Source organism: Geminicoccus sp., from assembly GCF_036263595.1.
Classification (GTDB): domain Bacteria; phylum Pseudomonadota; class Alphaproteobacteria; order Geminicoccales; family Geminicoccaceae; genus Geminicoccus.
On the sequence record NZ_DATAGQ010000201.1, the window covers coordinates 66836 to 81120 of the forward strand.

General features: G+C 67.9%; 12 protein-coding genes. 9 read left to right on the top strand and 3 right to left on the bottom strand.

Features of this window, described 5'->3' with window-relative positions; genetic code table 11:
- The first annotated feature begins 94 nt into the window (after window positions 1-94).
- The gene (locus tag VHL31_RS22270) at window positions 95-1609 is read left to right on the top strand and encodes a phospholipase D-like domain-containing protein (protein ID WP_329663442.1); all 1515 of its coding nucleotides are present in this window, start codon (window positions 95-97) and stop codon (window positions 1607-1609) included.
- On the opposite strand, the gene VHL31_RS22275 is transcribed toward VHL31_RS22270, so the two are convergent.
- From VHL31_RS22275 to ltnD, 3 genes are read right to left on the bottom strand one after another with little or no spacing between them, the layout of a single operon-like run.
- On the bottom strand, window positions 1601-2656 hold the full coding sequence (locus VHL31_RS22275) for a lysylphosphatidylglycerol synthase domain-containing protein (RefSeq protein ID WP_329663443.1): 1056 nt from the start codon (window positions 2654-2656) through the stop codon (window positions 1601-1603). The two genes, VHL31_RS22270 and VHL31_RS22275, sit on opposite strands and share 9 nt — an antisense overlap.
- A 29-nt stretch (window positions 2657-2685) precedes the next feature.
- Window positions 2686-3483, bottom strand: a complete 798-nt coding sequence (locus tag VHL31_RS22280; protein ID WP_329663444.1) for an endonuclease/exonuclease/phosphatase family protein — start codon at window positions 3481-3483, stop codon at window positions 2686-2688.
- Window positions 3484-3529: 46 nt separating this feature from the next.
- Window positions 3530-4405: an L-threonate dehydrogenase gene (ltnD, locus tag VHL31_RS22285; RefSeq protein ID WP_329663445.1), complete on the bottom strand. Its 876-nt coding sequence runs from the start codon at window positions 4403-4405 to the stop codon at window positions 3530-3532.
- Window positions 4406-4536: 131 nt separating this feature from the next.
- On the opposite strand from ltnD, the gene VHL31_RS22290 reads away from it, so the two are divergent.
- The 8 genes from VHL31_RS22290 to VHL31_RS22325 all read left to right on the top strand — a co-directional run bounded on the left by VHL31_RS22290 (window position 4537) and on the right by VHL31_RS22325 (window position 14277).
- Entirely contained in the window at window positions 4537-5559 is a 1023-nt protein-coding gene (locus VHL31_RS22290) for an aldo/keto reductase (RefSeq protein WP_329663446.1), read from the top strand.
- Window positions 5560-6014: 455 nt separating this feature from the next.
- Window positions 6015-7157: a sugar ABC transporter substrate-binding protein gene (locus VHL31_RS22295; RefSeq protein WP_329663447.1), complete on the top strand. Its 1143-nt coding sequence runs from the start codon at window positions 6015-6017 to the stop codon at window positions 7155-7157.
- Window positions 7158-7210: 53 nt separating this feature from the next.
- Window positions 7211-8755, top strand: coding sequence for a sugar ABC transporter ATP-binding protein (locus VHL31_RS22300; RefSeq protein WP_329663448.1), 1545 nt, complete (start codon window positions 7211-7213; stop codon window positions 8753-8755).
- Window positions 8755-9720 (top strand): ABC transporter permease, encoded by a 966-nt coding sequence (locus VHL31_RS22305; protein WP_329663449.1) that lies wholly within the window; start codon window positions 8755-8757, stop codon window positions 9718-9720. The genes VHL31_RS22300 and VHL31_RS22305 overlap by 1 nt, the downstream gene beginning before the upstream one ends.
- A gap of 4 nt (window positions 9721-9724) precedes the next feature.
- Window positions 9725-11245, top strand: a complete 1521-nt coding sequence (locus VHL31_RS22310) for an FGGY-family carbohydrate kinase (RefSeq protein WP_329663450.1) — start codon at window positions 9725-9727, stop codon at window positions 11243-11245.
- Entirely contained in the window at window positions 11242-12918 is a 1677-nt protein-coding gene (locus VHL31_RS22315) for a glycerol-3-phosphate dehydrogenase/oxidase (RefSeq protein ID WP_329663451.1), read from the top strand. Before VHL31_RS22310 ends, VHL31_RS22315 begins: the two co-directional genes overlap by 4 nt.
- Window positions 12915-13700: a DeoR/GlpR family DNA-binding transcription regulator gene (locus VHL31_RS22320; RefSeq protein ID WP_329663452.1), complete on the top strand. Its 786-nt coding sequence runs from the start codon at window positions 12915-12917 to the stop codon at window positions 13698-13700. Before VHL31_RS22315 ends, VHL31_RS22320 begins: the two co-directional genes overlap by 4 nt.
- A 127-nt stretch (window positions 13701-13827) precedes the next feature.
- Window positions 13828-14277, top strand: coding sequence for a BPSL0067 family protein (locus tag VHL31_RS22325; RefSeq protein ID WP_329663453.1), 450 nt, complete (start codon window positions 13828-13830; stop codon window positions 14275-14277).
- The last annotated feature ends 8 nt before the right edge of the window (window positions 14278-14285 follow it).

Sequence of the window (14285 nt, forward strand, 5' to 3'; positions counted from 1 at the left end):
CGACAGCGCCCTCGATCCGTTTCGGCTTTCGGAACAGCGGCAGCGGGATCATGACAGCCCGGCATGTTGCCGCGATGTCGGCATGAGAGATGGGATGACAGTCGAAGGCTCGTTCGCAGGTTTCGCGAAAGCATCGCCACAGCAGAACGTGGAACGGGATCAGGCCCATCGGATCGTGCGGCCTGGCAGGAACTGCTGGCGGGTCGCCAAAGCCACGCGCGCCACCCTCCTGCCCGACGCCGCCTCCTATTTCGCCCGGCTCGAGCAGACGCTGCATCGCGCCGAGCACTCGATCCTGATCGTCGGCTGGGACTTCGATGGCCGGATCCCGCTCTGTCCCGAAGGCCAAGTCTGCCAGCCGCTCGGGCCGATGCTGCGCTCGCTGGTCGAGGAGAAGCCGAACCTCCGGATCCACATCCTGGTCTGGAGCTTCGCGGTCGTGCACGCGCCGAGCTCACCCGCCCAGTTGCTGGTGGGTGCGGAATGGCAGGATCATCCGCGCATCACGGTGCGTCTGGATCAGGAGCATCCGATCTATGCCGCGCACCACCAGAAGATTATTTGCGTCGACGACCGGGTAGCGTTCGCCGGCGGGATCGATCTCACCGTGAAGCGGTGGGACACCTGGCGGCACAAGCACAACGACCGGCGGCGCACCGATCCGGACGGGAACCTCTACGAGCCCGTCCACGACATGCAGATGATCGTGGAGGGGGACGCCGCCACGGTGGTGGCCGATGTGGCCAAGATGCGCTGGAAGGTGGCTACCGGCGAGGATCTGCCGGCCGTATCGGCGGTGCGCGACCTCTGGCCCGAGGGACTGGAGGCCCATTTTCGCGATACCGACGTTGCGGTCGCCCGCACCCTGCCCGTCTGGCGGAACCAGCCGCCCGTCCACGAGATCGGACGGCTGACGCTCGATGCTATCGCCGCAGCCCGGCAATGCATCTATGTCGAGGCGCAGTATTTCGCGAACTTCGAGGTTGCCGAGCGGCTAGCCGAAAGCCTGATGCAGCCGGAAGGACCCGAGGTCGTCGTGCTGATGACCCACGTGCTGCCGGCAAAGCTCGAGCAGTTCATCATGGGCCGCAACCGCGACCGCGTGTTGCGCCGGCTGCACCGGGCGGACCGCTACGGCCGCTTCGGCGCGTTCTACCCGACGACGCCGTCGGATCAGGGTGCCCGCGAGATCCTGATCCACGCCAAGCTGATGATCGTCGACGACACCTTCCTGCGCGTCGGCTCGGCCAACATCAACAACCGGTCGGTCGGCCTGGATACGGAATGCGACCTGGCCATCGAGGCAGTCGACGAGCAGCAGCGGACGTCGATCGCCACGATCCGTCGCCAGCTCCTTTCCGCCCACCTGCACGTGACGCCAACGGAGCTTGCCGAGGCGGTCAGCCGGCACGGCTCGACGATTGCCGCGATCCGCGCACTCCAGCAGGAAGGCAAGGGCCTGAACGCCTTCCCGCCCATCGACCTGCACGGCCCGGTCCGGCCGGTGGTCTGGACCAGCATCCTCGATCCCAAGCGCCCCCTGTCGGAAACCTGGCAGCGTTTTCTCAGGAAGAAGAACCGGCAGGCCCGGCTGGCGATTTCATCCTGACGCCTTGCCGGCCATCGCCATGCGCAGCGGTGGTGCGTCGCTGCCGGCCGCCCGGCGGTCCTTTGCGCGGATCCGGAGCTCGGTGATCGCGAACACAAGGCCGCCGATTAGCAGCGGCAGGAAGAAATAGATGCAGCGAAAGGCGATCAGGCCGCCGATGATCTGGTCGCCCGGCATCAGGAACAGGACGACGCTCTCGATGACGCCGAGCCCGCCCGGCACGTTGGAGATCATCGTCGTGGTGTTGGCGATGATGAAGATGGCGGCGACACCAAGGAACGGCATGTCGCTGAACGGCAGGAGCGTCTGGTGCAGGCAGGCCGCCACCAGGATGAAGTTGACCGTCCCGGCCGCCACCTGCCCCAGCGCCACCTTCAGGGTCGGCATCTGGAACGACCAGTGGTAGATGCGCAGCGGAGCCCTGAGCGTCGCCGAAAGCACGACATAGACGATCGTCAGCAGGATGCCGCCGGCTCCCATGGCGAGCATGGAGCCGTGGCTCATGCCGGTGATCCGCTCGCCCAGGTCCGGCCGCAGCAGCAGCCCGGCCCCGCCCAGCGCGATCAGTCCGACGCCCACGGTGACGCCACAGAGCAGGATGATCTTGGCGACCTCCTCGTTGCTCAGGCCCCAGCGGCGATAGAAGCGGTAGCGGATCATGCCGCTACTCAGCGCCGCCAGGCCCAGCGTATGGCCGATCGACAGGCCCAGGAAAGACGCCAGCGCCACCTTCGGGTAAGGCAGCCGCCTGCCTGCATAGCGGATGCCCAGCCAGTCGAACCAGGTCAGCGACAGATAGCTCGCTGCCGAGAACAGGCAGGCAAGGAGCAGGTGCTCCATCGGGACGGACAGCACCGCTGCCCACAGTTCCTCCCAGCTGTACTGAGAAAACGTCCGGTGCAGCAGATAGCCGGCCAGGACCAGGGAGGCGACCGTGATCCCGGTCGTGCCCCAGCGCTTCCACAAGGTCTTGGCTGCTCCGGCGGGCGGGGCCGCCTCGCCTTGCGCCGCCCGTTCGGGAAACGCGCCAGTCACACGAGCCTGCATCGAACCTGCACCGAATTTGTCATTGGCCATCAACCGCGCAGGGCAGCGATGGCTCCGGCCGGCTCGTGCTCTTCTTGTGCCTGCGGCAACGGCTCACGCGTGACTTCGAAATCCACCACCAGCGGCAGGTGGTCGGATGCCAGCTTCGCCAATGGCGTCCGGATGATCGCGACGTCCAGGATCTCGATGGGCCCGTCGAAGAAGACATGGTCCAGCGCCAGGACCGGGAAGCGGCTCGGGAAGGTGGCCCGCCGGCGGCAGCCGGACAGGACGTCCTGCACAGCGGTCAGCTGCCGTCGGATCTTGCGGTAGGCGCTGGTGAAGGGCGGAGCATTGAAGTCGCCGGTGAGGATCACCGGGCGGCGGCAGTCCGGGCGGCCGAGCCAGTCGGGCCCGAGCAGCGCCCGCGCCTGGGCCACGCGTTCGGCGCCGAGCAGCCCCAGATGGGCGTTGATCACCTGCACCTGCCGTTCTTCCACCTGGACCTCCGCCCACAGCGCGCCGCGCGGCTCGATCAGTGGCCGTTGGACGAGGCCCGGCAACGGCCCCGCCTTGACCAGGCGCGACGGCAGGCCGGTCAGGATGGCGTCCCCATACTGCTCCTCCATGACGCGCAGGGCTGCATGGAAGTGCCTGTCCATCCCGAGCAGGTCGGCGATCACCAGGGCCTGATCGATTCCGCCGGTCCGTTCGCGCCCGACATCCAGTTCCTGGAGCGCCACGATGTCCGGCGCGCAGCTCGCGATGACCTCCACGATCCGCTCAGGCGACAGGATGCCGTCCACGCCCAGGCAGCGATGCACATTGTAGGTCAGCAGGCGGGTCAAGCTTCACTCCGGGAACATTCGATCCAACCACCGGCCAGGAAGCCGGTCAGCGGCCATCCACCTCGATGCCGGCCAGCTTCTCGTAGACCTTCACCACGGCGGCATCGTCCTCCTGCCCGAAGCCCGCGGCGGCCGCTGCCAGAAACTGCTGGTGTGCCGATGCTGCGATCGGCAGCGGGAAGCGCAGGTGGCGCCCGGTGTCCAGCACCAGCCCCAGGTCCTTCACGAAGATCTCGACGGCCGAGCGGGGCGCGAAGTCCCGGTCCAGCATGTGCGGCACCCGGTTCTCGAACATCCAGGAGCGGCCCGCCGCGTTGCAGATCACCTCGAACAGCTCGCGTGCATCTGCGCCTGCCCGCACGCCCAGCGCCATTGCCTCGGCCGCTGCCGCGATGTGCACGCCCGCCAGCAACTGGTGGACGGTCTTGACCGTGGAGCCGGTCCCGATGGTCGGGCCCAGCCGGAACACCTTGGCGGCACAGGCGTCGAGCAACGGCGCCGCCTTGGCGAAGGCTTCCTCGCTGCCGGACGCCATGAAGGTGAGTTCGCCGTCCGCGGCGCGGGCGGCACCGCCCGATACCGGGGCGTCCAGGAACAGATGGCCCGCTTCCTCCACCCGCTTGCCGATCCGCTCGGCATCCGAGGCGGGAATGGTGGCGCTCGCAATGACCACCGCACCCTTCGGCAGCCCGGAGAGCGCCCCGCCCGCGCCGAACAGGCTGTCCTCTAGCTGCTGGGCGTTGACCACCATGACGAGCAGGATGTCCGCACCCTCGGCAACGTCGTGCGCCGATGCGGCAGGCGTCACGCCATCGATGGTGGTCGGCCGTACATCATAGCCGCGGACCTGCAGCCCTGCGCGCGCGGCGGCACCGGCCATCCCGCCACCCATGGACCCGAGCCCGATCACGCCCACCTGCATCGCTCATCTCCGTTGCCGTTCCCGTGCATACCTGCGCGCGCCGGGGTGACGAGACAAGCTGCCTCCGGCCCTGCTTACGCTCGACGGACGGGCGCACTAGGATCGGCGCCCGCTTCAAAAGGGAGATGATGATGACGGCACTCGCCACGCGCGAGATCGGGACCACTGGGCTGAAAGTGCCGGTGCTGGGTTTCGGATCGGCACCGCTCGGAGACATCTACGAGAAGATCCCGGAGGCACGCGCGCTGGCTACGGTTCAGGCCGCCTATGACACCGGTTGCCGGCTGTTCGATACGGCACCGCTCTACGGCTACGGCCTGTCCGAGCACCGGGTCGGCCACGTCATCCGCCAGCAGCCGCGCGATTCCTATGTCCTGTCGACCAAGGTCGGCCGCTGGCTGAAGCCGACCCCGCCCGAGCAGATCGACCGCGGCCAGTGGATCGGCGGGCTGAACATGCAGCCGGTCTATGACTACTCCTATGACGGCACCTTTCGCGAGGTGGAGCACAGCCTGCAGCGCCTGGGCGTGGAGCGGATCGACATCCTCCTCATCCACGACGTCGACATCTGGACCCACGGCACGCGCGAGGCCTACGAGGAGCGCTACAAGCAGGCGGTGGACGGCTCGTTCCGCGCCCTGGCCGAGCTGCGCAGCCAAGGCGTGGTCAAGGCGATCGGCATGGGCGTGAACGAGATCGAGCCCTGCAAGCGCCTCGCCACCGATGCCGATCCCGACGTCTTCCTCCTGGCCGGCCGCTACACGCTGCTGGAGCAGGAAGGCCTGGACGACCTGATGCCGCTGGCGCGCCAGAAGAAGTTCTCCTTTCTCCTGGGCGGCCCGTTCAACTCCGGCATCCTCGCGACCGGGCCGATCGAGGGTGCGAAGTACAACTACAAGCCCGCACCGCCCGAGATCCTGGAGCGCGTGCGACGGATCGAGGCCGTGTGCAAGCGCCACACCGTGCCGCTGGCCGCCGCCGCCATCCAGTTCCCGCTGGGCCTCCCCGAGATCGCCTCGATCATCCCGGGTGCGGTGAAGCCGGAGGAGGTGCACGCCAATACCCGGCTGATGACCCACCCGATCCCGGCGGCCCTTTGGGACGACCTGCGCGAGGAAGGCCTGCTGCGCGAAGGAAGCCCCGCCCCGTCCTGACGGGTTGGGTCCCACGCCCCATCGACCGCGCCACGACCTGCAGCCCGGCGGCTTTGCTGCCGGGCTGTCGACGCAATCCTGATCGAACCAGTCCAGGAAGGGGGCGTCACGCGTGGCGGCCCGAGGCTTCTGCGAGCGATGCGGCACCGCTCAGCCGGCCTTGGCGTTGCCGGGGATCGCGAGGCTGGGGGCGCTCCTGGCAGTGACGCGCGGCGTTCACGCCACCCGTATCCAGTTGGAGCGAGACCGGCGCATCCGGCCTTCCATGTGCCAAAGCATGTAGCCGCTCCGGCAAAGGAGCGGCCGCATGATGCTGGCCGACGACCAGCGCATCGTCCCGCACCGAGAGCCGCATAAGATATATCATCCCCCACGTTACAAATCTCATGAACGATGTTATGAACCGTGCAACCCGGCCGGATGAAGCTGTGGGCCCGGGTTCTGGGAGGCATGGAATGCGCAAGGCGAAATGGGGCCTGCTCGCGGGAGCGGCGCTGGCGGTCGGGCTGTCGTCGTTCGCGGCGGCCGCAAAGGATTATCGGGTCGCGGTGATCCGCTGGGACCCCAACGACATCTATTTCAACGGCGTTCAACTGGGCCAGGAGCAGGAGCGTCGGCGCATCGAGACGGAAACGGGCGACAAGATCGAGTTCTCGGTGTTCGGCGCCAACGACGTCACCAAGCAGCGCAACGCGCTGGATGCGCAGATCGCGCGCGGCGTGGACGGCGTGCTGCTGGTGCCATGGCGCGGCGAAGCGATGGTCAAGGTCGTGAACGACCTCTACGAGCAGGGCATTCCGGTCGTGGTCTCCAACGCCTACGTGCCGAAGGCGAAGGAAACCTTCGTCGCGTTCGACAACGAGACGGCCGGCCGCAAGGGCGGCGAAGCGATCGTGGCCTGGCTGGACAAGAACCGCGGCCAGGACTGGCGCAGCAAGGACGGCGTGATCGTCGAGCTGCGCTGCATCATCACGGCCTCCTTCGACATCGGCCGGCACAACGGCTACCAGTCGGTGTTCGCCCCGATCGTCGAGCAGCATCCGAACATCAAGGTCGAGGTGCGTGAGGCCGGCTGCGACGGCTCGAAGGCGCGCAAGGCGGTGGACGACCTGATCGCCCGCTACGGCAAGGAGCAGATCCTGGCGGTGGCCTCCATCGACGGCACCATGGGCATCGGCGGCGCCATTCCGGCCTTCGCGGCGCAGGGCATGCTCGCCAAGTCCAGCGATCCCAACCACATCCCGGTCGCGACCATCGACGGCACCAAGCCCGAGCTGGAAGCCGTGGAGCGCGGCGACCTGACCCATGTGTCGGTCCAGCCGGCCACCGGCGAGGGCATCGTGTCGATGCGGCTGCTCTACGACATGATGAAGAGCGGCAAGCTCCTGACCAAGTCTGCCGAGAAGGGCACCTATGACGTGGGCTCGCAGGAGCTCTGGACTCCCGTCGAGGTCATCCCGTCCGATGAGTTCGACGGCGACTGGTACAAGACCCAGGCCTACTCGATCCCGGGCGACGTTCCGCCGAACGACCCGCGCAACTGGGCGATCCAGATGGAGGCCACGCCGGAAGGCAAGGCGGCTTCCGAGGGCGGCTGAACCAACGCCTTCCCTGTCATGGCCGGCCAGCGCGCCGGCCATGACGTCACGAGATGACGAAGAGCCAGACCTTGCCGCCTGACAGCGCCGCGACCTCCTATCGCCTGGACCACCTCACCAAGACCTTCCCCGGCATCGTCGCGGCCTCGGACGTGAACATGCATGTCCGCCAGGGCGAGATCCACGGCATCATCGGGCGCAACGGTGCCGGCAAGTCGGTGCTGGTCAGCATGATCGCAGGCGTGCTGCAGCCGTCTTCAGGGACGATCACGGTCGGCTCCACCACGGTGGACGGCGCGCACTACGATCCGGTCAAGGCGCACGAGCTGGGCGTGTCGCTCATCCCGCAGGAGCCACGCTTCGCCAAGCGGATGACCGTCACTGAGAACCTGTTCATGGGCCGGCCGATCGCGGGACCGCTGGGCTTCCTGAAGCCGAGAGCGATGCGGGATATGGTGCGGGAGGTCGCGGCCGAGCTCGACCTCCAGGTCGATCCCGAGCAGCCGATCGGCAGCCTGCCGATCGAGATCCAGCAGCTCCTGGCCTTCGGCAAGGCGCAGGTGGTCGACCGGGCAAGAGTGATCCTCCTGGACGAGATCACCGCCTCCCTTTCCCGCCAGCGCAAGACGATGCTGCTGACCCGGTTGCGCGAGCTGGTCGGCCGCGAGCAGTCGCGCTCCTACACGCTGATCTCCCACCACGTGAACGAGATCCTGGAGTTTTGCGATCGCGTCACCGTCATGCGCGACGGCCGCGCCGTCGCGACGCTCGACGTGGCGACGACCTCCAGCCGCGAGCTGGCCGACTGGATCGTGGGCGACATCCCCAAGGCGGCGGTGCGCCGCGAGGCCGGCATCGCCGAAGGCCCGCGCGTCTACGCGGTCCGCAAACTCACCAAGGCCGGCACCTACCGGGACGTCGACCTGGAGCTGCGGATCGGCCGCGTCACCGGCCTTGCCGGCCTGGATGGCTCGGGCAAGGACGAGGTCGCCGAGACCCTGTTCGGCCTGGTCCATGCCGACAGCGGCGAGATCGTCGACGACAAGGGACCGGCCAGGGTCTCGGACCCTGCCGCCGCGCTCAAGGACGGTGTCGCCTATCTCGCCAAGCACCGCGAGCAGCACGGCGTCATCCAGAACCGCTCGATCCAGGAAAACATCCTGATCTCGAGCTACCCCACCGTGACCAATGCGCTGGGCTTCATCAATGGCAGCCGTGCGCGCGCCATCTCGGCCGACAAGGTCACCTCCATGAAGGTGAAGGCGGCGGGTCCGGAGGTGGGCATGAGCACGCTGTCCGGCGGCAACAAGCAGAAGGTGCTGATCAGCCGCCTGAGCCTGACCAGCCCGCGCTTGTTCGTCCTGAACGAGCCGACCCGCGGCGTGGACCTGGCGACCAAGCCCGAGATCCTGAACTCGATCCGCAACGAGCTGTCGAAGGCCAGCGCCGTCGTCATGCTGTCCGAGAACGAGGACGAGCTGATCGACGTCTGCGACGAGATCCACGTGTTCTTCCGCGGGGTGGTCGTCGAGACCTTGCGCCGGGGCGAGCCCGGCTTCGACGTAGGATCACTGTACCGGGCCATCCAGGGAGTTTGATGATGAAGGGCGGCCTGCTGCTCTACGTGTTCGAGCGCCACCTGATCTGGGTGCTGCTCGCGGTCCTGGCCCTGTTCGGCCTGACCGTGCAGGGCTTCACCAACCCGCAGAACCTTTTGAACGTGCTGTGGGCCGCAGCGCCGCTCGGCTGCATGGTGCTGGGCCTGTTCCTGGTGCTCCTGATCAAGGAGGTCGACCTTTCCCTGGAATCGACCTTCGCCTTCGGCCCGACCGTCGCCATCGTCGCCATGCAGAACTGGCTGCCCGACCTGATCGGCCCGGTCACCGCCGCCATCCTGACGCCGATCATCGGCCTTGTCGTCGGCGGGGCCGCCGGCCTGTTCGCCGTCACGCTCCGGGTGAATGCCTTCCTGGTGACGCTCGCCACCCTCCTGCTCATGCGCGGCGTGGTGATCTGGCTGATCCCCGAGGGCATCTACTACCTGCCGTCCGAGTACACCTATCTCGGCGAGCAGCGCTTCTTCGGCATACCCATCGCCATCTTCGTCTGGCTGGCGCTCTACCTCGTCGCCTATGCGCTCATCGAGCGGCACCGGCTCGGCAAGGAGATCTATGCGATCGGCAACAATGAGGAGGCGGCCTTCGTGGCCGGCGTGAAGGTCAAGCGCACCAAGATCCTGTGCTTCGCGATCGCCGGCTTCGCCGCGGCACTGGGCGGCATGCTGGAAGTGGGCCGCCTCCAGTCGGTGGTGGCCGACCTCGGGCAAGGCTCGATCCTCATGGTGTTCGCCGGCACGATCCTGGGCGGTACCTCGCTGTCCGGCGGCGTCGGCCGGTTGTCGGGCGTCTTTGGTGCCGTCATCGTGATCGCGGTGATCGAGAACCTGATGAACCTGATCGGCATCGAGCCTTCCATCCGCCAGATGGTGTTCGGCCTGGTGCTCCTGGTCGCCATCTGGCTGGCCAGCCTTCAGGATCGCATCGCGCTCAGGGCAGCAAGGTGACGCCATGACCAAGTACGTCCTGGGCATCGACAGCGGGCTGACCATCACCAAGGCCGCCCTGTTCGACGAGCAGGGCCGGCTCGCCGGTGTCGGCCGCGCCGACGTGACCCGCCACGAGCCCCTGCCCCGCCATGTCGAGCGCGACATGGAGGAGCACTGGCTGGCCACCTGCAAGGCGATCGCCGACGCGCTGCAGGCCGCCGGTGCCACCGGTGACGACGTCGCCGCGATCGGCATGTCCGGCCATGGCGACGGTCTCTATCCGCTCGACCGCGATTCCCGCCCGCTCGGCCGTGCCATCCTCTCGCTGGACGGCCGTGCCCACGAGGTCGTCGAACGCTGGCAGGCCGAGGGCCGCTTTCCGACGATGCTGGCGGCGATGGGCCAGGAGGTAGCCCCCTCCTCACCCACGGCCGTGCTGAGCTGGATCAAGCAGCACGAGCCGGAGCGCTATGCCCGGTTCGGCCATCTCCTCTACTGCAAGGACTGGCTGCGCTTCCGCCTGACCGGATCGATCGCGACCGATCGCACGGAAGCCAGCACGGCCTTCACCAATGTCCAGACCCAGCTCTACGACCCGGACGTGGCCGCCCTCTTCGACCTGCCGGAGGTCATGGAACGCCTGCCACCGGCCCTGGAGCCGACCTCGATCGCGGGCTACGTGACCGAGGATGCCGCCCAGGCGACCGGGCTGCGCGTCGGCACGCCCGTCGCAGCAGGGCTCCACGACGTGACCGCCACGGCCGTCGGCATAGGCGTGGTCGAGGCGGGACAGCTGGCACTGGTGGCCGGCACCTACTGCATCAACGAGGTGATCTCGTCCCTGCCGGTGATCGACCGGGCCTGGTTCTGCCGTAATGGCTTCGCACCCGGCACCTGGATGAACATGTCGATCTCGCCTGCCTCGTCCGCCAACATCGACTGGTTCGTCGGCCAGTTCTGCCGCGATGCCGCGCAGACGGCCAAGGCCCAAGGCGTGTCCGTCTTCCAGGTGCTGGAGCCGGAACTGGCAGCCGCCTTCGCCCGCGAAGGCGGCATCGTCTACCACCCCTTCCTCTACGGCTCGCCTCATGCCGCCGTATCCAGCGCGGCCTTCATGGGCGTGCTGGGCCGGCACGAGCGGGGCGACCTGATGCGCGCGCTGATCGAGGGCGTGGTCTTCAACCACCGCACCCATGTCGACGCGCTTCGCCGCGGCTTCCCGCTGGACCGCGCGGCCCTGGCTGGCGGTGGTGCTCGCAGTCCCCGGATCGCCCAGCTCTTCGCCGACGCCCTGAACCTGCCGGTCGTCGTGCCCGATGCGGAGGAGGTAGGTGCCCTGGGTGCGGCCATGTGTGCCGGTGTGGCGGCCGGCTGGTTCGATCATCTCTCGGACGCGGCCGCCGTGTGCTGCCGCGCGTCGAGCACCTACCAGCCGGAGCCCGCCGCCGCGGCCCGCCTGGATCTGGCCTACCGGCGCTACATCCGGTCGGTGGGCACGGTGCAGGGTCTTTGGCCGAGCCTGAACGGGAGTGACGCCGCTTGATCGATCGTCGGCAGCAACTGGAGCGCCTGCGTGCCCGGCAGGATTGGCCGGTCGTGATCGTTGGCGCCGGCATCAACGGGATCGGCACCTTTCGCGACCTGTCGCTGCAGGGCGTCGACTGCCTGCTGGTCGACAAGGGTGACTTCTGCTCCGGCGCCAGCTCCGCCCCGTCCCGGATGATCCATGGCGGCCTGAAATATCTCGAGACCGGCGAGTTCCGCCTGGTCGGCGAAGCAACGCACGAGCGCAACCGCCTCCTGAAGAACGCGCCCCACCTCGTCCGCCCGCTGGAGACGGTGGTGCCGCTGCGCTCGCGCCTGGGCGGGCTCACCGATGCCATCTCCCGCTTCTTCGGCCGCAAGGGCGGCAGCGACGACCGGGGTGCCTGGATCGTCAAGGTCGGCTTCGCGCTCTACGACTATCTGGGCCGCAAGGAGCGGACCATGCCCACCCACCGGATGATGGACCGCGAGGAAACTCTGAAATCCGTCCCGGGCCTGGATCCTTCCGTGGTGGGAGCCGGCATCTACTGGGATGCCTGGATCACGCAGCCCGAGCGGCTGGGCGTGGAGTTGGTGCTGGACGGCGAGGCGGCCAATCCTGCCTCGCTCGGCGTCAACCATGTCTCCCTGGAAGCCCACGAAGGCGACCGGCTGGTGCTGGCCGACACGATCGGTGGCGAGCGCTTCACCGTGCGCCCGCAGATCCTGGTGAACGCTGCCGGTGCCTGGATCGACGGCGCCAACCGGGCGGCCGGCGTAAGCTCGCAGCATATCGGCGGCACCAAGGGGTCGCATCTCCTGCTCGACCATCAGGAGATGCACGCCGCCCTGGCTGGCCGGATGGTCTATTTCGGCCGCAAGGACGGCCGGATCTGCCTGGCCTATCCGTTCCTGGACAAGGTGCTCACCGGCTCCACCGACATCCGCACCACGAAGCCCGACAGCGTCGTCTGCGAGGACGACGAGATCAACTACATGCTGGGGGCGCTGCGGGAAGTCTTCCCGTCCTTCCGGATCGACCGCGACCAGGTCGTCTACACCTATTGCGGCGTCCGCCCGCTTCCCGCCAGCGACGCCGCCAATCCTGGTATCGTCAGCCGCGACCATTCCATGCCGGTGCACGAGCCCCACGACGAGCGGCCGTTCCCGGTACTCTGCCTGGTCGGCGGCAAATGGACGACCTTCCGCGCGTTCTCGGCGGAGGTGACGGACGCGGTTCTGGAGCGCCTGGGCAAAAAGCGGCAGCGCGGCACCGAGATGGAGCCGATTGGAGGTGGCCGTCTGAACGGCCGCGCCAACGACGACGCGCGTCTACGCACCCTCCACGAGCGCTACGGCAGCCGCGCCCAGGACTTTCTAGCGACCCTCGAAGGCGTGAACGACCCGGACCGTCCGCTCACCCACCTGCCGGAGTACGGCACCCGCGAGATCGCCTGGCTCTGCCAGGCCGAGCGCGCGCCGACGCTGGCCGACCTGGTGCTCCGTCGCACCACCATCGCCATCACTGGACGCGCTACCCGCCCGGCCCTGGCGGAACTCGCGGACATCGCCGGCCGCACGCTCGGATGGGACGAGGCCAGGCAGCAGGCCGAGATCCAGGCCCTCCTGGACGAGCTCGCCAAGCGTCATCGCACCCTGGTGACCGATACCGGGCAGCACCTGCTCGCATGAGCGATGCTGCCCTCCAGAGCGGCGAGCGACGGCGGCAGAAGATCCTGGATCTCCTGCTGGAGCGAGGCTCCGTGACGGTCGACGAGCTGGCGGCGGACTTCCGCATCAGCCGGATGACCGTCCATCGCGACCTTGACCAGCTCGCCATGGACCAGCTCGTGCGCAAGGTCCGCGGCGGCGCCACAATCGAATCCTCGACGCTGATGGAGAGCGACTTTCGCTGGCGCACCAAAGTGGCGCTGGAGGAGAAGGCCGCGATCGCCAGGGCGGCCCTGGAGTTCGTGGAACCCGGCCAGTCCGTCATCATCGACGCCGGCACGACCGTGGGGGCACTCGCCGACCTCCTGGTCGAGCGTCGCCCGCTCACCGTCATCACCAACAACCTGGCCGCGATCGAGGCGCTGGCGCTGGTCGACCGCATCCGCCTGATCACGCTGGGCGGCCAGTACAGCCGCCGCTTCCACGGCTTCTTCGGCATGGCGACGGAGGAGATGCTGGCGGGGCTTCGCGCCGACGTCGCCTTCCTCGGCACCTCCTCGGTCTCCGGTACGCTGGCCTTCCACCAGGACCAGGACATCGTGAAGACAAAGCGCGGCATGATCGCTTCGGCCAACCGCTCCTATCTCCTGATCGACCGCTCCAAGTTCGGCCAGACCGCCCTGCACGTGCTCACCGATCTTTCCCGGTTCGCCGCGGTCGTCACAGGTGCCGGTGGCCTGCCGGACGAGGCGACCAGGCCGCTGGCCGAGGCGAACATCCCACTGGTGGAGGCGCAAGGTTGAGCCCGTCGAAAAGTCTCGCTTGGCGATCCGGATCCAGGCTTACTGACCTCGGACGACACCATCGTCCGCGGCGGCTCGAAGCCGCCTCAAGATGTCCAGGGTGGGAGCCTTCGGGGGAAGCGCCGTCATGATGCGCATGGGCATGATCATCGCCGCCTGTCTTGCCTGCACCGGCTGTGGCGGCGGGGTGGACGTGCCACGTGGTGCGGGTCAGCCGGAAGCCTATCTCGGCGAGGTGGTGGGCAACGGCCACTGCGTTCCGTTCGTGCAGCAGGTGGCTGGCCTCCCACGCTCTGCCGAATGGTCGCCGGGTCCCTTGGTGCGCGGCAACCCGGAGATCCCGCCGGGCACGCCGATTGCGACGTTCGAAGGGAACGGCACCTACGCCTCGCGGACCGGCAGCCACGCCGCCATCTATATCGGCCAGGACAGGAACGGCCTGTGGGTCTACGACCAGTGGCTGGGCCAGCCCGTGCACAAGCGCCTGATCCGCTTCGAGGGCGGCCTCGGCAAGAGCAGCGGCAGCAAGAGCAATGACGGTACCAAGTACCGCGTGATCGAGGTCGACGGAGCCTGAGCGAGTGG